Source organism: Pseudomonas sp. BF-R-19 (genome assembly GCF_019956445.1).
GTDB classification, from domain to species: domain Bacteria; phylum Pseudomonadota; class Gammaproteobacteria; order Pseudomonadales; family Pseudomonadaceae; genus Aquipseudomonas; species Aquipseudomonas fluorescens_BH.
Map to the genome: position 1 here is coordinate 154,714 of NZ_JAHBDN010000037.1, position 18,589 is coordinate 173,302.

At 58.8% G+C, this 18,589-nt stretch carries 16 protein-coding genes and 1 pseudogene; 8 read left to right on the top strand and 9 right to left on the bottom strand.

Annotated features, from left to right (window positions below):
* Positions 1-7 precede the first annotated feature (7 nt).
* Positions 8-1,213, top strand: coding sequence for a zinc metallochaperone GTPase ZigA (gene zigA / locus KGB28_RS06860; protein ID WP_223443694.1), 1,206 nt, complete (start codon positions 8-10; stop codon positions 1,211-1,213).
* Between the two features lie 15 nt (positions 1,214-1,228).
* On the opposite strand, the gene KGB28_RS06865 is transcribed toward zigA, so the two are convergent.
* The gene (locus KGB28_RS06865; protein ID WP_223443696.1) at positions 1,229-1,585 is read right to left on the bottom strand and encodes an NADH:ubiquinone oxidoreductase; all 357 of its coding nucleotides are present in this window, start codon (positions 1,583-1,585) and stop codon (positions 1,229-1,231) included.
* Positions 1,586-1,612: 27 nt separating this feature from the next.
* Here KGB28_RS06865 and KGB28_RS06870 point away from each other — a divergent pair, with 27 nt between their 5' ends.
* On the top strand, positions 1,613-2,584 hold the full coding sequence (locus KGB28_RS06870; RefSeq protein WP_223443698.1) for a CobW family GTP-binding protein: 972 nt from the start codon (positions 1,613-1,615) through the stop codon (positions 2,582-2,584).
* Positions 2,585-2,588: 4 nt separating this feature from the next.
* On the opposite strand, the gene KGB28_RS06875 is transcribed toward KGB28_RS06870, so the two are convergent.
* Positions 2,589-3,002 carry a DUF3301 domain-containing protein gene (locus KGB28_RS06875; protein WP_223443700.1) on the bottom strand — a complete coding sequence of 138 codons (414 nt, stop codon included), beginning with the start codon at positions 3,000-3,002 and terminating at the stop codon, positions 2,589-2,591.
* Positions 3,003-3,121: 119 nt separating this feature from the next.
* On the opposite strand from KGB28_RS06875, the gene pdxY reads away from it, so the two are divergent.
* Positions 3,122-3,994: a pyridoxal kinase PdxY gene (gene pdxY, locus KGB28_RS06880; RefSeq protein WP_046038853.1), complete on the top strand. Its 873-nt coding sequence runs from the start codon at positions 3,122-3,124 to the stop codon at positions 3,992-3,994.
* Between the two features lie 129 nt (positions 3,995-4,123).
* Here pdxY and KGB28_RS06885 read toward each other — a convergent pair whose 3' ends face one another.
* The gene (locus KGB28_RS06885; protein WP_046038855.1) at positions 4,124-4,606 is read right to left on the bottom strand and encodes an acyl-CoA thioesterase; all 483 of its coding nucleotides are present in this window, start codon (positions 4,604-4,606) and stop codon (positions 4,124-4,126) included.
* A gap of 286 nt (positions 4,607-4,892) precedes the next feature.
* Between KGB28_RS06885 and KGB28_RS06890 the strand changes: the two genes are divergently transcribed.
* Positions 4,893-6,656, top strand: coding sequence for a cation:proton antiporter (locus KGB28_RS06890; protein ID WP_223443702.1), 1,764 nt, complete (start codon positions 4,893-4,895; stop codon positions 6,654-6,656).
* Between the two features lie 22 nt (positions 6,657-6,678).
* Here the strand turns inward: KGB28_RS06890 and KGB28_RS06895 are convergent, their stop codons facing one another.
* The 4 genes and pseudogenes from KGB28_RS06895 to uvrD form a co-directional block, all read right to left on the bottom strand.
* On the bottom strand, positions 6,679-7,086 hold the full coding sequence (locus KGB28_RS06895) for an SMI1/KNR4 family protein (protein WP_003187120.1): 408 nt from the start codon (positions 7,084-7,086) through the stop codon (positions 6,679-6,681).
* Between the two features lie 138 nt (positions 7,087-7,224).
* A complete protein-coding gene (locus KGB28_RS06900; protein ID WP_150724848.1) occupies positions 7,225-8,103 on the bottom strand; it encodes a Tim44 domain-containing protein in 879 nt (292 codons plus the stop codon).
* Positions 8,104-8,294: 191 nt separating this feature from the next.
* A pseudogene (locus KGB28_RS06905) lies at positions 8,295-8,561 on the bottom strand (EamA family transporter); the annotation flags it as partial.
* Positions 8,562-8,757: 196 nt separating this feature from the next.
* The gene (uvrD, locus tag KGB28_RS06910) at positions 8,758-10,941 is read right to left on the bottom strand and encodes a DNA helicase II (RefSeq protein WP_150724849.1); all 2,184 of its coding nucleotides are present in this window, start codon (positions 10,939-10,941) and stop codon (positions 8,758-8,760) included.
* 256 nt (positions 10,942-11,197) lie between these two features.
* Between uvrD and KGB28_RS06915 the strand changes: the two genes are divergently transcribed.
* Positions 11,198-14,068 (top strand): EAL domain-containing protein, encoded by a 2,871-nt coding sequence (locus KGB28_RS06915; protein WP_223443705.1) that lies wholly within the window; start codon positions 11,198-11,200, stop codon positions 14,066-14,068.
* A gap of 64 nt (positions 14,069-14,132) precedes the next feature.
* Here the strand turns inward: KGB28_RS06915 and KGB28_RS06920 are convergent, their stop codons facing one another.
* Positions 14,133-14,447, bottom strand: a complete 315-nt coding sequence (locus tag KGB28_RS06920; protein WP_223443707.1) for a hypothetical protein — start codon at positions 14,445-14,447, stop codon at positions 14,133-14,135.
* Positions 14,448-14,799: 352 nt separating this feature from the next.
* On the opposite strand from KGB28_RS06920, the gene hexR reads away from it, so the two are divergent.
* Entirely contained in the window at positions 14,800-15,666 is an 867-nt protein-coding gene (hexR, locus tag KGB28_RS06925; RefSeq protein ID WP_008056956.1) for a transcriptional regulator HexR, read from the top strand.
* Between the two features lie 201 nt (positions 15,667-15,867).
* Positions 15,868-16,077: a PA3496 family putative envelope integrity protein gene (locus KGB28_RS06930; RefSeq protein ID WP_046038865.1), complete on the top strand. Its 210-nt coding sequence runs from the start codon at positions 15,868-15,870 to the stop codon at positions 16,075-16,077.
* On the opposite strand, the gene KGB28_RS06935 is transcribed toward KGB28_RS06930, so the two are convergent.
* On the bottom strand, positions 16,019-16,981 hold the full coding sequence (locus tag KGB28_RS06935) for a LysR family transcriptional regulator (RefSeq protein WP_095943442.1): 963 nt from the start codon (positions 16,979-16,981) through the stop codon (positions 16,019-16,021). The two genes, KGB28_RS06930 and KGB28_RS06935, sit on opposite strands and share 59 nt — an antisense overlap.
* 190 nt (positions 16,982-17,171) lie before the next feature.
* Here KGB28_RS06935 and KGB28_RS06940 point away from each other — a divergent pair, with 190 nt between their 5' ends.
* Positions 17,172-18,587: an acetyl-CoA carboxylase biotin carboxylase subunit gene (locus KGB28_RS06940; RefSeq protein WP_046038868.1), complete on the top strand. Its 1,416-nt coding sequence runs from the start codon at positions 17,172-17,174 to the stop codon at positions 18,585-18,587.
* The last annotated feature ends 2 nt before the right edge of the window (positions 18,588-18,589 follow it).

Here is an 18,589-nt window from a genome sequence, read left to right on the forward strand (position 1 = left end):
TATGCAGATGTCCAATCGACTTCCCGTGACCGTTCTCTCCGGCTTTCTAGGCGCCGGAAAGAGTACACTTCTTAATTACATACTACGTAATCGTGATGGATTGCGAGTTGCAGTCATCGTCAACGATATGAGCGAAATCAACGTCGATGGCACCGAAGTCCAGCGCGATGTCAGCCTAAATCGCGCTGAAGAACGGTTGGTTGAGATGAGTAACGGGTGTATTTGCTGTACGTTACGCGAAGACTTGCTGGAGGAGGTGAGTCAGCTCGCCAGTGAGGGTCGCTTCGACTATCTGTTGATCGAGTCCACCGGTATTTCCGAACCGCTGCCGGTGGCGGAAACCTTCACCTTCCGCGATGAAAACGGCCAGAGCCTCAACGACATCGCACGTCTCGACACCATGGTCACGGTGGTCGATGGCATGAACTTCCTGCTCGATTACCAGGCTGCCGAAAGCCTGGCTTCCCGAGGTGAAACCCTAGGGGAGGAAGACGAACGTTCGATTACCGACCTGTTGATTGAGCAGGTCGAGTTCGCCGATGTGATTTTGCTCAGCAAGATCGACTTGATCAGCAGCCACCAGAGCGAGGAACTGATCGCCATACTTGAGCGGCTCAACGCTCGGGCGGAAATCATTCCGATGGCGATGGGCGAAATTCCCTTGAACAAGATTCTCAACACCGGTCGTTTTGACTTCGAAAAAGCTGCCCAGGCACCGGGATGGTTGCAGGAGCTGCGCGGTGAACATGTGCCGGAAACCGAGGAATACGGGATCGCTTCCAGTGCTTACCGGGCTCGCCGGCCGTTCCATCCACAGCGTTTCTTCAACTTCATCGACGGTCCTTGGGACAACGGCAAGCTGCTGCGCTCCAAGGGCTTTTTCTGGCTGGCGAGCAAGCACAAGGACGCTGGCAGCTGGTCTCAGGCCGGTGGTTTGATGCGCTATGGCTTTGCCGGGCGCTGGTGGCGTTACGTACCGAAAAGCCAGTGGCCGCAGGACGAAGAAAGTACCGCCGGGATCATGAAAAACTGGACTGCGGACAGCGGGGACTGCCGCCAGGAACTGGTGTTCATCGGCCAGAATATCGACTTCACGCAACTCACGGCCGAACTGGACGCATGCCTGCTGACCGATGAGGAAATGGTGCTGGGCGTAGAGGGCTGGCGTTTGCTGCCTGATCCATTCGGCCCTTGGTATGAAGAGGCCGCCTGATCCACTACTGGCGCTTCAAGGCTTGAGCCAGGTGCCCTGGCTCTGGGCCTCGCAGTACGGCTGCAAATACGCCGCGTCGGTGGCAACGCCGTAATAGTGAATATCCTGTCGGTAGGGCATATTGGCGACTTGGGCGTTGCTGCAGATACCAAATGCGCCGCCGGGGCATTGATCGACATACTGCACATCGACTTTCTGCCCCGCCAGGTTCGGTTGGCAGAAACCATCGGCGAAGAGTTTTGGCGGGATGTTGCGGTTCTGCTGGCAAACCTGGACATCAAGCCGCTCGCCCTGGCTGTGAACCACACACGCCTGGGCCAGCGCCTCGCCTGAAACGAGTGCCAGGAACAACGACAAGCCGATCAACCGCATCCACCACCTCCTCAGAAATCATCAACCATGCTGCAGAATATCCCCACTCATGTCATTGCCGGCCCGTTGGGCGCCGGCAAGACCAGCCTGATCAAGCACCTGCTGGCCCAGCGCCCGGCTGGCGAGCGGTGGGCGGTGTTGATCAACGAGTTTGGCCAGATCGGTCTCGACGCTGCACTGCTGACCCAGGACGCCGATGGTATCGCACTGGGGGAAGTGGCCGGGGGCTGCTTGTGTTGCGTCAACGGTGCGCCGTTTCAGATTGGTCTTGGGCGCTTGTTGCGCAAGGCACAACCGGATCGGCTGTTCATCGAGCCCTCGGGGCTGGGGCATCCGGCGCAGTTGCTCAGGCAATTGAGCGAAGCGCCGTGGCAAGGCGTGTTGGCTGTCCAGCCTTGTGTGCTGGTGTTGGATGCCCAGGCGCTCGCCGCTGGCAAACCGCTGCCGGATGTTCAACAGCAAGCGCTGGGCCATGCGGGACTACTGCTGTTGAACAAGTCTGAAGGTCTCGAAGAAGAAAGCCGCCAGCGAATCGCCGGACAATTGCCGCCGCTCCCCCTGTGTTGGACGCAACAGTCGACTTTACCCTTGAGCGAGTTGCCGGGGCTGAATGCCAAAGCGCGGGCAGGTGTGGATAACTTCGTCTTGCCCAAGGGATTGGCGCAGCTGCCGGCGGTCTGGAGCGATCCCGCGTTGCCCATTTGCTTGAGTCAGGAACAAGACGGAGGCTGGAGCATCGGATGGCGTTGGCACCCAAGCCAGGTGTTTGATGCCGCGCTGGTTGGCCGGTGGCTTGGAAGCCTTGGCTGGAGGCGGGCGAAGCTGGTTATCCACTGCGCCCACGGGTGGCTCTCGGCGAACGCGGTGGATAACTCGGTGCTGGACTGGCAGCCCAGTGAATGGCGGCAGGATTCGCGTATCGAGCTGATTTTCAGTGAGGCGCAGAATGCAGAACGATTGCAGCGTGAGCTGGCAGCGTGCCGATCCGGATCGGGTTAATGACTCAAGGTCGCCACTTGGTATGGTCCTGACGCCACTGGCTCAGCTCGATCACTTCCGCACGAGGTTTTGCCACGTCGACCACTGGTTCGGTTTCGTCGAACGGGACCGGGTAGGGCGCCAGTTCAATCTGTGCGCTGTGAGCACCGAACTGAGTGATGGTGCCGTTGTGGCGGGATTCACCGGTCACGGTGAATTCGAAGTTATACACACGGGCCAGGCGTCGCCGACCATTGGCATCCTTGATGAACGCGATTCTTTTCAAGGCCACGTTGCCGTCGAGCAATTCGATCCCGAGCTTGCCGCAATGCTGCTTGACCCGCTCCAGCGCGCGCTCGCGCAAGCCGTGGTTGTGCCATAGCGATGCGCCGGCAGTGGCGAACAGCATCAGCACGAATATATTTCCAAGGGTCAGCATCAACAGGGTGCTCCAACAAGATAGTGTCAGCTTAACTGCGTCGCTGGTCTGTCGTACAGGCTGCGTTTAGTCGCATACTGCGCGGCTAGAATTTCAATCGTTTTACGGAAATCCACCGCATGAAACGTACTCCGCATTTGCTCGCTATCCAGTCCCACGTGGTATTCGGTCACGCCGGCAACAGTGCCGCGGTTTTCCCGATGCAACGGGTCGGGGTGAATGTCTGGCCGCTCAACACCGTGCAGTTCTCCAATCACACCCAGTACGGTCAGTGGGCCGGTGAAGTGCTGGCGCCGCACCAGATACCTGACCTGGTCGAAGGCATCGCGGCGATTGGCGAGCTGGGCAACTGCGATGCGGTGCTCTCCGGTTACCTTGGCAGTGCGGCCCAGGGCCGGGCGATCCTGACGGGTGTGGCGCGGATCAAATCGATGAATCCCAAGGCGCTGTACCTGTGTGACCCGGTCATGGGGCATCCCGAGAAGGGCTGCAGTGTTCCGGCGGAGGTCAGTGATTTTCTGCTGGAAGAGGCCGCCGCCGTGGCGGACTTCATGTGCCCGAACCAGCTGGAGCTGGACAGCTTCTCCGGGCGCAAGCCGCAATCGCTGTTCGATTGCCTGGCAATGGCGCGTGCATTGTTGGTGCGCGGCCCGAAAGCAGTGCTGGTCAAGCATCTGGACTACCCAGGCAAGTCGGCAGAGGTCTTCGAGATGCTGCTGGTGACGGCCGAGGGCAGCTGGCATTTGCAGCGCCCGTTGCTGGCGTTCCCGCGTCAGCCGGTAGGCGTGGGCGATCTGACGTCCGGCCTGTTCCTGGCGCGTGTGCTGTTGGGCGACAGCCTGGTGGCCGCGTTCGAGTTCACGGCGTCGGCGGTGCATGAAGTGCTGCTGGAAACCCAGGCCTGTGCCAGCTACGAGTTGGAACTGGTACGGGCTCAGGACCGGATTGCCCATCCGCGGGTGCGGTTCGAGGCGACCTCGATCAGCCTCTGATTGAGCGTTGAACCTATTCGCGAGCAAGCCCGCTCCCACATTTGATCTTCGTTGTTGCATAGATCCAGTGTGGGAGCGGGCTTGCTCGCGAAGGCTATCTAGAGAACACCATCAACCTGCCTGAACAACTCAGACGTCGCCCTTGATCTCCTGATAGCGCTTTTCCGACTCCTGACGAATCTGTCGGCGCTGCTGCGCCTGCATGTAACGACGCTTGTCTTCGCTATTCTGCGGTTGCAACGGTGGTACGGAGGCAGGTTTACGCTGGTCATCCACCGCGACCATGGTAAAGAAGCAGCTGTTGGTGTGGCGCACCGAGCGTTCGCGGATGTTCTCGGTCACCACTTTGATGCCCACCTCCATGGAGGTATTGCCGGTGTAGTTGACCGAGGCGAGAAAGGTCACCAATTCGCCGACATGGATCGGCTCACGGAAAATGACCTGGTCCACCGACAGGGTCACCACATAGCGGCCGGCATAACGGCTGGCGCAGGCGTAGGCCACTTCGTCGAGGTATTTGAGCAGGGTGCCGCCGTGGACATTGCCAGAGAAGTTGGCCATGTCGGGGGTCATCAATACCGTCATCGACAGCTGGGCGTTTCCGGGTTCCATAGCATTCTCACGGGTCAAGGCCAGGGTTGAGGGATGCACCTCTGCGGGTGCCTCGGCGGTTTTTTCAAACCAACAGTTATCGGGACGCCGGGTGCAGGGTCGCCGTCACGCCGGATCGATCTGTTTCCATATATTGCACCGCCTTTCTGCCAGAAGTCGCGGTGTTACCCTGCAAAAAGCCCTGCCTCAAGGGCATTTCCTACGTGCAATTCCGATTTTTGTTCTGCTCGATCAGACTTTTCCTGCGTCCGGGGATCGAGCAATGCCACTCAGGGAGTCTCACGCCATGCATGCCATCAGTTTCATTCAGGATCTGGCAGTGATCATGTTGATCGCAGGTGTGGTCACCGTAGTCTTCCATCGCCTGAAACAACCGGTGGTGCTGGGATACATCGTCGCCGGCTTCATCATCGGCCCTCACACCCCGCCATTCGGCCTGATCCACGACGAAGAGACCATCAAGACCCTGGCCGAACTCGGGGTGATATTCCTGATGTTCTGCCTGGGCCTGGAGTTCAGCCTGCGCAAGTTGTTCAAGGTCGGTGCCACGGCATTCATCGCGGCATTCCTGGAAATCGTGCTGATGATCTGGATCGGCTACGAGATTGGCCGCTGGTTCGACTGGAACACCATGGATTCACTGTTCCTCGGCGCGATCCTGGCGATTTCCTCGACCACCATCATCGTCAAGGCGCTCAATGATCTGAAGCTGAAGAACGAGCGATTTGCCCAGTTGATATTCGGAGTGCTGATCGTCGAGGACATTCTGGGCATCGGCATCATCGCGCTACTGTCCAGCATCGCGGTCAGCGGTACGGTCAGCTCCGGGGAAGTGTTTTCCACGGTCGGCAAACTGTCGCTGTTCATGATCGTCGCGTTGGTCATTGGCATCCTGATGGTGCCGCGGCTGCTGGCCTACGTCGCCAGGTTCGAAAGCAACGAAATGCTGCTGATCACGGTGCTGGGCCTGTGTTTTGGCTTCTGCCTGCTGGTGGTCAAGCTTGAATACAGCATGGTCCTCGGGGCATTCCTGATCGGCGCGATCATGGCTGAATCCCGGCAACTGCTGAAAATCGAGCGTTTGATTGAACCGGTTCGCGATCTTTTCAGTGCGATTTTCTTTGTGGCCATCGGGTTGATGCTCGATCCGGCGATCCTGCTTCAGTACGCCTGGCCAATTGCCGTAATCACCGTAGCCGTGGTGTTCGGCAAGATGTTGTCCTGCGGCCTTGGTGCATTTATCGCCGGCAATGACGGACGCACCTCGCTGCGGGTCGGGATGGGTCTTTCACAGATTGGCGAATTCTCTTTCATCATCGCGGCACTGGGCATGACCTTGCAGGTCACCAGTAACTTTTTATACCCCGTGGCTGTGGCGGTTTCGGTGATCACGACCTTGCTGACGCCTTATCTGATTCGCGCGGCTGATCCATTGTCGATCAAGCTCGCCGGCGCCATGCCAGAACGCCTGGGGCGGGTGCTGGGGATGTACGGCGAATGGTTGCGCAGCATCCAGCCTCAGGGCGAGGGCGCGTTACTGGCATCCATGATTCGCAGGATCTTGCTGCAGGTGGGGGTCAATCTGGCGCTGGTGATCGCGATCTTCTTCTCGGGCGCGTACTTCGCCGAACGCATGTCGGCTTACCTGCAACACTGGATCAGCGATCCGAGTTGGCAAAAGGCGTTGATCTGGGGTGGGGCGCTGCTGTTATCGCTGCCTTTTTTGATTGCGGCGTACCGCAAGCTAAAGGCGCTGTCGATGTTGCTGGCGGAAATGGGTGTGAAGCCGGAGATGGCCGGGCGCCACACGCAGCGAGTGCGCCGGGTGATCGCCGAAGTGATCCCGATCCTGTCGCTGCTGGTGATCTTTTTGCTGTTGGCAGCCTTGTCGGCCAGTATTCTGCCGACCAACAAGTTGCTGGTACTGATCGCCGTGGTCGCGGCCGCCGTGGCGGCGTTGCTATGGCGCTGGTTCATTCGTGTGCATACGCGGATGCAGGTGGCGTTGCTGGAAACCCTCGACAATCACAAGGAGTCGTCCGGGCATTGACCAACCAGCGGCGTTGACTTGATCAGCTTTCCAGCCAGACGTCCCGTGCCCAGTGCCAAACCGACTCCCAGGTCTCTTCGGCGATCAGCTCTTCTTCGGCCTGCCAAAGCACTACGGTGCCGTCTTCTTCGACGCAGTAGTAATCGTCACCGTCCTGACAGATCGGGATCAGGCTGCGATCGACGCCGGCGTCCCAGGCGTTGGCGGCAACGTCGGGCAGGTAGGTGTGGGATTGCGGGTCGGTCACGGTGACCGGTTCCAGGCTGCCGTAGACCACGTCACTGACGGTCAGCAGAAACTCTCTGAAGACGAAGGGTATGTCGATGAACAGTTGTTCTTCGATTTCGACCAGCAGGTCTTCGTCGGGCAACTCCAAGGGGACCGGTACCGGTTCGTTGGCTTCACGCAGTTGTTCGATGATTTCTTCCACGTCCGGGATCCTCTTGCTTGTATGGCGCGGTTTATATGGGGCGGTTTATACAGTAGCTTGCTATAGATGCAACCGCGAAATAGAAAACCCCGGCCGAGGCCGGGGTTTTGTTTGCAGCAAGTGAAACGTGGAGGGTGATCAGCCGTTCTGGCGGATACCAGCTACCAGCCAAGGCTGATTCTCGCCCTGTGCACGTTCCATGTTCCAGCTTTCGCTGAAGACTTCGCCCTGGTCGAAACGCGAGGTTTTCGACACGCCAGTGAAAGTCAGGGTGGCAATGGTCTTGTCAGCGCGATCGTCTACACCGTCCAGCTGTACATTGAGGTTATCGATGTAGGTGGACTGGAAACCGTCACCCAGGTCAGCACGCTCACGCTTGAGGAACTCCAGCATTTGCGGGGTCACGAACTCGGTGATCTTGTCCATTTCGTTGGCGTCCCAGTGCTGTTGCAGGGACTGGAAGTGATTACGCGCCGCTTCGACGAAGTTTCTTTCGTTGAACCAGGCTGGCGCATTGATCACTGGGCGAGCGGCAACAGGCGCTGCCGAACCACCGAAGATCGAACCGCCGGCCGGCTTTTGTTCGAACGCCTCACGTTGCATCGGCGCGTGGCCGGCCGGAGCGTATTGCTCCTGCTGCTTGCGACGACGGGCGGCGATAAAGCGGAAGACCAGGAACGCAATGACGGCCATGATCAGGATGTCGAGGATCTGCATGCCCTGGAAGCCGTCACCCATGAACATGGATGCCAGCAGGCCACCGGCCGCGATACCGGCCAGTGGGCCGAGCCAGCGCGAAGCGCCACCGGCCTTGGCAGCGGCGCCAGCGGCACCGGCAGCACCCGCGGTCGCCGCAGCGCCGCCCATGCCTGGAGAAGAAGGAGCCATCTGGCTGGTCTGGTGAGTCGGCGCAGCGCCTGCGCTTTTGCCACCACCGAAGCGCTTGGCGGCATTGACGTCGAGACTCATCGTCAGGCCGATGCACAACGCCATGGCGATGCTAAGAAAACGTTTCATAAAGGGAATTCCCATTTGTGGAAGGCACGCGCGCCATGTTGCACAGGTGAAGTGTTACTGGCTAGCGGCAGAGTGTTTCGGGCTTTTGCCTGACAGGTCGTGTGCAGCTCCAGTCAGTGCAAGAAGGCCTTTTGACTTTGATCTGTCAGATGAGTGGACAGGGCTTGTAGGACGCTTGCCTAGCGTCGCAGGGCAACCAGTGACGCCGGACCGACCTTGAGTGCGTGGAAATAGCAGATCCACGATGCACCTGTGGCAAGGCCCGACAACAGCAGGAACAGGTAGCTCTTCGCAGAGATCGATCCCAATGACTGATATTGGCCCGTGGCGTACAAAATCAAGGCCAGACTGACCAGTACCACTATCGTACGTAGCAGGGTGGCGAAGTCGGAATTGACGTTTTCGATGCCAACTTTCGCGAAAGTGGCGGATATTGCCGCGAATGCCGCCGATAGCAGGGCTCAGAATGTCCAGGAGGAAAAAAAGCCTGAGACCATGCTTTTTGCATCTTATTCAGATCAATATCTGTAAGTCCACACGGAACCCTGTGGGAGCGGGCTTGCTCGCGAATGGGCGCACCGCGGTAATGCAGTAATACCGCGTCATCGTTCTTCGCGAGCAAGCCCGCTCCCACAAAGGTCCTGTGTCTGGTGTTCAGATCGCTTCCAGTTTGGCGTAACCCAACATCAGCCATTTGCTGCCTTCGCTGAAGTTCACCTGCACCCGGGCCTGGGCCCCGGCGCCTTCGAAGTTGAGGATCACGCCATCGCCAAACACAGAGTGGCGCACGGTCTGGCCGAGGCTGAAGCCGGTCTGCGGAATCTCGCTGCCGCTGAACAGGTTGCTGCCACTCATCGACTGGTTGCCACCGAACGGACGGCTGACGCTGTTGGACAGCCGCACCTCCTGAATCAGGCCTTTCGGAACCTCGCGTACGAAGCGTGACACCTTGTTGTAGGTCTCGCTGCCATAAAGGCGTCGGGTTTCGGCAAAGGTCATCACCAGGTTCTGCATGGCCCGGGTGATGCCGACGTAGGCCAGGCGACGTTCTTCCTCAAGGCGGCCGGGTTCTTCCAGGCTCATCTTGTGCGGGAACAGGCCTTCTTCCATGCCCACCAGGAACACGTAAGGGAATTCCAGGCCTTTGGCGCTGTGCAGGGTCATCAGTTGAATGCTGTCTTCGTGCTCGTCGGCCTGAGTATCGCCGGCTTCCAGCGATGCGTGACCGAGAAACGCTGCCAATGGCGTCAGGTCTTCGTCTTCTTCGCTGTTTTCGAAGTTGCGCGCGGCGCTGACCAGTTCCTCAAGGTTTTCTACCCGGGCCTGGCCTTTCTCGCCTTTTTCCGCTTCGTGATAGGCGATCAGCCCCGACTGCTCGATGACGGTCTGGGTCATCAGGTGCAGTGGCATTTCCATGCACTTGGCGGCGAGGTTCTCGATCAGCTCGATAAACGCGCCAAGGGCACCGGCCGCACGACCGGTCAGGCCTTTGTTGGCCACCAGTTGGCGCATCGCTTCCCACATCGACACATCGCTGTGGCGCGCATGGTCGCGGATCGCTTCGACGGTTTTCTCGCCGATGCCACGGGCCGGCACATTGATGACCCGTTCCAGCGCGGCATCGTTACCGCGGCCTTCGAGCAAGCGCATGTAGGCCATGGCGTTCTTGATTTCGGCGCGTTCGAAGAAGCGCTGTCCGCCATAGATACGGTAGGGAATGCGCTCGCGCAGCAAGGCTTCTTCCAGAACCCGCGATTGGGCGTTGGAACGGTACAGAATCGCGATATCGCTGCGAGACAAGCCGGTTTTCAGCGCGCTTTCGATGGTTTCGACAACGTAACGTGCTTCGTCGTGCTCGTTGAAGGCGGCGTACAGGTTGATCGCTTCGCCGTCGCCGCCGTCTGTCCACAGCTCTTTGCCCAGGCGCCCGGTGTTGTTGGCGATCAAGGCGTTGGCAGCCTTCAGGATGCCGGCGGTGGAGCGATAGTTCTGCTCCAGACGAATGGTTTCGGCGTCCGGGAAGTCTTCGGAATACTGGTAGATGTTCTCGATTTTCGCGCCGCGCCAGCCGTAGATCGACTGGTCATCGTCGCCTACGACCATCAGGCTGTCGCCACCCTTGGCCAGCAGGCGCAACCAGGCGTATTGCACGGCGTTGGTGTCCTGGAACTCGTCCACCAGAATGTGCCGGAAGCGCTTTTGATAGTGAGCGAGCAGGCCTGGGTGATCGCGCCACAGATCGAGGGCGCGCAGCAGCAATTCGGAGAAGTCGATGACGCCCGCACGCAGGCAGGCAGCCTCGTAGGCTTCATAGATGCCGCGCATGGTCGCCAGGAACAGGTCGCCACTGGCTTGGATGTGTTGCGGGCGCAGGCCTTCGTCTTTCTGCCCGTTGATGAACCATTGGGCCTGACGGGCCGGCCAGCGCTGTTCGTCCAGGCCGAGCTCGCGGATCACCCGCTTGACCAACCGCTGCTGGTCATCGCTGTCGAGAATCTGGAAGGTCTGGCTTAAACCCGCTTCCTGCCAGTGCGCCCGCAGAAGGCGGTGCGCCAGGCCGTGGAAGGTGCCGACCCACATGCCGGCCGGGTTGATACCCATCAGCTGCTCGATGCGCTGGCGCATCTCGGCAGCGGCCTTGTTGGTGAAGGTCACCGACAGGATGGAGTGGGGCGAGGCGTTTTCGACCTGGATCAGCCAGGCGATACGGTGCACCAGCACTCGGGTTTTACCGGAACCAGCACCGGCCAGGACCAACTGACGACCCACGGAGGCTGCTACAGCCTGGCGTTGGGCATCGTTGAGGGAGTTCAGCAGAAGGGAGAGATCATCGCGCATCGGGGCATTCTAGGGGGCCGCGACACACCGGGCAAACCCCGCTTCGCTTTAACCGATGAAAGTTATGCGAAGGACGACCGGTCGGTCATCGGCTGCAGGCGTTGGCGGGGCGTGCCCTCAGCATTTTCAGGGGCGTCGGCGGCTGAAAAATTTGGCGATTTATTGATCAGCAGCAGTTTGGTCCGGGCAATTGCTTGTGTATGCTCCGAGCAGTTTCGGGCTCATGCTCATCATTATAAGAACAAGAACATCGCCTATGACCCTCAGCTTCGACCTGTCGGGCCCCACTGTGGAGCCCCGGGAGATCCGTAAACAGTACGCCATGGAAATGGCGGTCGAACGCACGCGCCTGTTGTATCAAGGCTCGCTGCTGCCCACGTTATTCATGCTGATCAATGGCCTGGTCTGTGCCGGTTTGCTCTGGAGTCCGCAGCGTTATTTCCTGGTCAGTGTCTGGCTGGTGTGGTTGTTGTCATTGGTGGCATTGCGGGTGATTCAGGTCGCAGCCTTCGATTCGGCCATTCCCAATCGTCAGGCCCATCCCATTTGGCGACGGATGTTTTTGCTGGGCTCCGGCCTCACCGGTCTGACCCTGGCCGGTGCCGGCATCGCCCTGGTTCCCGCCGATAACTTCATTCAGCAAGCCTGGGTATTCGGCCTCATCGGTGCCGCGGCGCTCTCGGCCAGCGTGGCTTATGCGGTCAGTTTGCCGGCCTTTCTGTCATTCACCTTGCCCTGCCTGTTGCCGGCCATCGCCTATATGTTTTGGGGGGCTGACGAACAGCAGCAAGGTTGGGGCTGGTTCGGGCTGATTCTGCTCGGTGCATTGAGCGTGGTTGCCTGGCAAGTCAATCGATTGATCGATCGGGGCTTGATGCGACGCTTTCAGAACCAGGCACTGATCGAGCATCTACAGCAAGCGCAATGCTGCAGTGATCAGCTCAATCAGAAGCTGGCCAAGGAGATTGAACAGCGCCGGCGTGCCGAAACCGAATTGCGAGAAATCCAGATCGACCTGGAAAACCGAGTCGCTCAGCGCAGCCTGGAACTGGATGCCGCCAACCAGGCACTGAGCAAGAGTGAGGCGCGCCTGGCGCTGGCATTGAAGGCCAGCGAGTTGGGGTTGTGGGACTGGAATCTGCAAACCGACGAAGTCCATCACACACAGATTCAGGAATTGTTCGGCCTGGAGCCGGAACAGGTCACGGCGATATTGCGTCACCTCAAGCCGCGCCTTCATCCCGAGGATCTTCCTGGGCTGAAAAGGGCACTGGTCGAGCATTTGAAGGGCCGCACCGAAGACTATCAAATCGAGTATCGCGTGCGGCATGGCGACGGCCACTGGGTCTGGATCGAGGACCGCGGGCGGGCGGTCGAGCGCGCCAAGAACGGTCGGGTGATTCGCATGGTCGGCACTCGCCGCGACATCAGCGCCAGCAAAGGCCTGGAAGAGCAGCGGCAACTGGCGGCGACCGTGTTCGAGGCGGCCAGCGAAGGGATCGTGATTTTCGATCCGAACTACGTCCTGATCGCGATCAATCAGGCCTTCAGTCGGGTGACCGGCTATGACATCGACGACATGATCGGACGCAATGTCATTGAGTTGCCATGCAGTCGCGATGCGCGTCGGCATTACGCGGTAATTCATCAGGCGCTGGAACAGCAGGGCAGTTGGCAGGGCGAATTGGTGGAAACCCGCAAGAACGGCGAGATGTATCCGCAATGGCTGCAACTGAATGCCGTGCGCGATCCCCGGGGAAATGTGAGCCATATTGTGGGCTTTTTCGCTGATCTCTCGGCCCGCCGAGAATCCGAAGAGCGCATGCGCTATCTGACCCATTACGACGAGCTTACCGGTCTGGCCAACCGCGCGATGTTTCGCGAACGACTCAGCGAGGCTCATCAACGAGTGCGACAGGGCGGTTATCGCAGCCTGGCGTTGCTGCACATCAATCTCGATCGGTTCAAGCAACTCAACGACAGCCTGGGGCATGAAGTCGCCGACCAGTTGTTGCAGAAGATGGCCCGGCGGTTGGTGAATGCATTGCCTGAAGCAGACACCATCGCGCGCCTTTCTGGGGATGAGTTTGCCGTGTTGTTCAACTCCTACGGCAACCTTTCGAGCCTGGCCCGGGTGGCGACTCGTCTGGCGAACAAGTTGCGCCTGCCGGTGACCATTGAGGGGCATGAGCTGGTGGTCAGCGTGTCGATGGGCATCAGCTTGTTGCCGGACAGCGCCCGGGAAATTTCTGCACTGGTCAGTCAGTCGAACATGGCGATGCAGCACGCCAAACACCTGGGTGGTAATAATTTCCAGTTTTACACCGACAGTTTGCAAGCCAGCACGCTGGAGCGTTTACAGCTGGAAAACTACTTGCGCAAAGCCATCGAAGACAGGCAGCTGAAGGTGTTTTACCAACCGAAACTGTGCCTGGCCACTGGCAAATTGAATGCCGCCGAAGCCTTGGTGCGTTGGGACCATCCGACCATGGGCCGTGTGCCGCCGGGGGATTTCATCGGCCTGGCTGAAGAAACCGGATTGATCGGCCCGATCGGTGAGTTCGTGCTGCGTCAGGCCTGCTGGCAAGCCTGTGAGTGGCAACGGCAGGGGCTCGAAGCGATTCGGGTGTCGGTCAATCTGTCGGTGCATCAATTGCGCCAGGGCAAGCTGGTCAGTCTGGTGCGGCAGGTGCTGGAAGAGACCGGGCTGGCGCCGCAACTGCTGGAGTTGGAACTCACCGAAAGCCAGTTGCTGGATAGCGTCGAACACATCATCGCGACGTTCCAGCAGTTGCGTGATCTCGGGGTGAAACTGGCCATTGACGATTTTGGCACCGGTTATTCATCCCTGAGCTACCTCAAGCGCATCCCGGTGGATTACGTGAAGATCGATCAGGCGTTTATTCGTGGCTTGGGGGAGGGCAGCGAAGACGCGGCGATTACCCGGGCCATTATTGCCATGGCTCACGGCCTGAAGCTGAAGGTCGTGGCGGAAGGGGTGGAACGGGAAGACCAGCTTGAGTTCCTCAAAGCCGAGCGCTGCGATGAAGTACAGGGCTATCTGATCAGCCGCCCGGTCGAGGCCGAGACGTTGGCCGGTTTGCTGCACGCGCAAGCCGCAAGCTGACAAGGAGGCGTCCTGCACGAAGTGTCGGACAGGACGCCTGAGATGCCGGAAGCTGTATATGTTTTTAGTGGGTAATCAATATTTCATCAATATGGTGCAGCAACTTGCCTTCGTAGAAGATGCTGACACCGGTAACATTGGAATTACCCATTGCTTTATATTCGACAAACTTGTCAGATTCCACCTGCAGTGAAACTTCATTAGAATATTCCAGTTTTAGTTCCAGGCGCAGATCAAAGGATTTGTCTTGCAGTGCTGTCATTTCCAGCTTTGGGGTGATGCCAGTGTGGGCAACGGTTACGGTGCCAAAGGCGCGGAACGAAGGGGCACCGGGCATGCGGTCAATCTGTGCGGTCCAGTCTTTTGTTTTAATACTCATAATGTGTAGCTCCTTTAACCAGGTTTTTGCTTCCTGCGGTATTACTGTATTCAATTGAAGTTGCTTTTGGTTGAGATTTCTTTGTTTGGTTTGTAAGGCTGTGTGTTCTATTGTTAATCAGTCACAGCGAATCGTATGTAACTTCCATTTAATAGCTTAAGGTGCTTTTGTCCTCTTAAATCTGTGCACCCGCCGGTGCACCTGGACATGCACGATGAGTGCTACATGAAGCGCGGGCACCTGAAATCGAGGGATTCGGTAACGCATTGAGCAGGCAAAAAGCCGATTCTTGTAGTATAACTACAAGCGTGCTACATCCCCGGCACCTGCCAATAACAAAGAGTCCAGCCCCTTGAATCTGCTGCAACACATCGCCCAGTCTCGCCACCTGTTACGCAAGTCGGAGCTCAAGGTCGCCGACCACGTGCTGCTTGATCCTGCGGCTGTGATGCACAGCTCCATGGCCGACCTGGCCCACAGCGTGGGCATCAGCGAACCGACTATCGTGCGTTTTTGCCGTGCCATCGGTTGTTCCGGCTTTCAGGACCTGAAGCTGAAGCTGGCCCAGAGCCTGGCGGCAGGTGCGAGTTTCGGCCAGTTTGCGATCCATGAGGATGATTCGGTCGCCGACTACAGCCTGAAAATCTTCGACACCACCCTGCATACGCTGATGGAGGTTCGCGAGAAACTCGATCCGCTGGAATTGCAGCGGGCGGTGACGCTGATGTCCCAGGCCCAGCGTGTCGAGTTCTATGGCTTTGGCGCCTCGGGTGCGGTCGCGGCTGACGCCCAGCACAAGTTCTTCCGCTTGCTGCTCACCGCTGCGGCGTATTCCGACCCGCACATGCAGGCGATGTCGGCCGTGACGCTCAAGCCATCCGACGTGGCGATCTGCATTTCCCAGTCCGGGCGTTCCAAGGACCTGCTGATCACCGCCAACCTGGTGCGCGAAAGCGGCGCCTCATTGATCACCTTGTGCCCGAGCCAGACGCCATTGGCCGAGCTGTCTACGGTCAATCTGGCGATCGATGTGCATGAAGACACTGAAATCTATACGCCGCTGACTTCGCGTATCGCCCACCTGGTGGTGATCGACGTGCTGGCGATGGGCGTGGCCATGGCGCGTGGCCCGAGCCTGGTCAACCACCTCAAGAGCGTCAAGCGCAGCCTGCGCAGCTTGCGGTTGTCGCCCAAGTCGGTGAAAGCGCTGGACGACTGACGTCGTCGTAAGGTCGTTCCGACCTTAATCGCGAGCAGGCTCGCTCCCACCTTTGACCGCGATCTCCTGTGGGAGCGAGCTTGCTCGCGATGGCGGCCTCGAATACACCGCAATTTTCATCAGTCTGTAACACCCGAGCCGCCAAACCGTCATCCCTCGCGCCTATCTTGAAACTCCCGTACTCGCCTTGGGAGACTCGAAATGGCCATGCCCTACGAAGAACGCAACAGCGCTGTCAAAACCCGTCGTCAGCAAGAAGATCAGCGCCGCATGGAATTCCGCCGCGCCATCGAAGATCGCTGCGAACGTCGTCAGCTTCTGGCCGAAATTGGCGATTTTCCGGAGTTGGAACTCAACTTCTGGCAGGCATCTCCCTCGGCGTCCCGTCGAAACGCTCAACCAGCGCGCTGATCTGAAGCCGTTCGCTACGGATAAACGCCAGGAAGGCGTGAGCCACCGGTGACAGGCGTTTTGCCTTGGCCTGCACCAGGCACCAACTGCGAAACAGTGGCAGCTCTTCGACCGGTAGCTCGATCAGCCCACCGGTTGCCAGTTCAAGGCTCAGGGCGTGGCGCGTCAACAGCGCAACGCCCAGGCCTGCCAGTACACATTCACGCTGAGCTTCGGCAGACGAGACCTCCTGGGTCTGGTTGAAGTGCACGCGCTTCTCTTTGAAGTATTCTTCGCACGCCAGCCGCGTCCCGGAGCCTGGCTCACGCAGCAGCAGTGTGTAGGGCTCGAGATCCTGCAGGCGCAGTGGTCCCATATGGCAAAGTGGATGATCCGGTGGCGCCACGGCGACGATCGGGTTGTTCAGGAACGGCAGGAATTCCAGGCCCATGTCCTGGGGCACCATGGACATGATCACCAGGTCGTCGCGGTTGTCCGACAGGCGCCGAATGACCTGGCCACGGTTGACCACCGTCAGTTGCAGGTTCACTTCCGGGTGTTGGCGTTTGAATGCGGCAAACAGATGCGGCACGAAGTATTTGGCGCTGGACTCAATCGCCAGTTTCAGTTGCCCCTGCAACGAGCCCTGCATGTCCGACAACTGCATGTCGAGGTTTTCCAGGCGCCCGAAAATATCCCGACTGGCCCGCTGTAACGCTTCAGCCGCTTCGGTCATGTAGAGTTTTTTGCCGACGTAATCGAACAAAGGCTGGCCAATCAGCTCTTCAAGTTGACGAATCTGTAGGCTGACGGCAGGTTGTGTGAGCGACATTTCCTCGGCCGCGCGGCTGTAGGAGCGCAAATCACAGACCTCGTTGAAGATCTGCAATTGACGCAAAGTCATACGCATCAATGACTTACGCATTATATGGTCGCTCTCGTCGCTGGCTGGTGAATCAACTATAAGTCTTTACTTATGCGTGACCCAATAATTATTCATTTTTGTTAATCCCTTGTGGGCGCTAGTGTGGACCTGCGACCAAATTGAAACATTTGGTCACTCGTCGACCTGGTCTAGCAGGTCGTGGGTACCACCGGCTCAAGGGAAACTCCAAGTGATAACAAAGATCCTGATCGCCAACCGTGGTGAGATTGCCGTACGAATCGTACGTGCCTGCGCCGAAATGGGCATTCGCTCGGTCGCGATCTACTCCGATGCCGACCGTCATGCCTTGCATGTGAAGCGTGCGGACGAGGCCCACAGTATTGGTGCCGAACCGCTGGCCGGTTACCTGAACCCGCGCAAGCTGGTGAACCTGGCTGTGGAAACCGGTTGCGATGCACTGCACCCCGGTTATGGCTTCCTTTCGGAAAACGCCGAACTGGCGGAGATCTGCGCCGAACGCGGAATCAAATTCATTGGCCCATCGGCTGAAGTGATTCGCCGCATGGGCGACAAGACCGAAGCGCGCCGCAGCATGATCAAGGCCGGCGTACCGGTAACCCCAGGTACTGAAGGCAACGTGTCGGGCATCGAAGAAGCCCTGACCGAAGGCGATCGCATCGGTTACCCGGTGATGCTCAAGGCCACTTCCGGTGGTGGCGGCCGCGGCATTCGTCGCTGCAACAGCCGCGAAGAGCTCGAACAGGCTTTCCCGCGGGTCATTTCCGAAGCCACCAAGGCTTTTGGTTCGGCGGAAGTGTTCCTGGAAAAATGCATTGTCAATCCGAAGCACATCGAAGCACAGATTCTTGGCGACAGCTTCGGCAACGTGGTTCACCTGTTCGAGCGTGATTGCTCGATCCAGCGCCGCAACCAGAAGCTGATCGAGATCGCCCCGAGCCCGCAACTGACCCCGGAGCAGCGCGCCTACATCGGCGACCTGTCGGTGCGCGCAGCCAAGGCCGTGGGTTACGAGAACGCCGGTACCGTGGAGTTCCTGCTCGCCGAGGGCGAGGTGTACTTCATGGAGATGAACACCCGGGTGCAGGTGGAACACACCATCACCGAAGAAATCACCGGCATCGACATTGTCCGTGAGCAGATTCGCATTGCCTCCGGCCTGCCGCTGTCGGTGAAACAGGAAGACATCCAGCACCGTGGTTTCGCCCTGCAATTCCGGATCAACGCCGAAGACCCGAAAAACAACTTCCTGCCGAGCTTCGGCAAGATCACCCGTTACTACGCTCCCGGCGGCCCTGGCGTGCGCACCGACACGGCGATCTACACCGGCTACACCATCCCGCCGTACTACGACTCCATGTGCCTGAAACTGGTGGTGTGGGCGCTGACCTGGGAAGAGGCGATGGACCGTGGCTTGCGCGCCCTCGACGACATGCGTCTGCAAGGGGTCAAGACCACCGCTGCGTACTACCAGGAAATCCTGCGTAACCCGGAATTCCGTAGCGGCCAGTTCAACACCAGCTTCGTTGAAAGCCACCCTGAACTGACCAACTACTCGATCAAGCGCAAACCCGAAGAGCTGGCCCTGGCCATCGCCGCCGCCATCGCCGCCCACGCAGGCCTGTGAGG

What these genes read in the sequence shown, in the direction of transcription:
- zigA (WP_223443694.1), top strand. Translation starts at nt 8, where the DNA reads ATGTCCAATCGACTTCCCGTGACCGTTCTCTCCGGCTTTCTAGGCGCC.
- KGB28_RS06865 (WP_223443696.1), bottom strand. Translation starts at nt 1,585, where the DNA reads ATGCGGTTGATCGGCTTGTCGTTGTTCCTGGCACTCGTTTCAGGCGAG.
- KGB28_RS06870 (WP_223443698.1), top strand. Translation starts at nt 1,613, where the DNA reads ATGCTGCAGAATATCCCCACTCATGTCATTGCCGGCCCGTTGGGCGCC.
- KGB28_RS06875 (WP_223443700.1), bottom strand. Translation starts at nt 3,002, where the DNA reads ATGCTGACCCTTGGAAATATATTCGTGCTGATGCTGTTCGCCACTGCC.
- pdxY (WP_046038853.1), top strand. Translation starts at nt 3,122, where the DNA reads ATGAAACGTACTCCGCATTTGCTCGCTATCCAGTCCCACGTGGTATTC.
- KGB28_RS06885 (WP_046038855.1), bottom strand. Translation starts at nt 4,606, where the DNA reads ATGGAACCCGGAAACGCCCAGCTGTCGATGACGGTATTGATGACCCCC.
- KGB28_RS06890 (WP_223443702.1), top strand. Translation starts at nt 4,893, where the DNA reads ATGCATGCCATCAGTTTCATTCAGGATCTGGCAGTGATCATGTTGATC.
- KGB28_RS06900 (WP_150724848.1), bottom strand. Translation starts at nt 8,103, where the DNA reads ATGAAACGTTTTCTTAGCATCGCCATGGCGTTGTGCATCGGCCTGACG.
- uvrD (WP_150724849.1), bottom strand. Translation starts at nt 10,941, where the DNA reads ATGCGCGATGATCTCTCCCTTCTGCTGAACTCCCTCAACGATGCCCAA.
- KGB28_RS06915 (WP_223443705.1), top strand. Translation starts at nt 11,198, where the DNA reads ATGACCCTCAGCTTCGACCTGTCGGGCCCCACTGTGGAGCCCCGGGAG.
- KGB28_RS06920 (WP_223443707.1), bottom strand. Translation starts at nt 14,447, where the DNA reads ATGAGTATTAAAACAAAAGACTGGACCGCACAGATTGACCGCATGCCC.
- KGB28_RS06930 (WP_046038865.1), top strand. Translation starts at nt 15,868, where the DNA reads ATGGCCATGCCCTACGAAGAACGCAACAGCGCTGTCAAAACCCGTCGT.
- KGB28_RS06935 (WP_095943442.1), bottom strand. Translation starts at nt 16,981, where the DNA reads ATGCGTAAGTCATTGATGCGTATGACTTTGCGTCAATTGCAGATCTTC.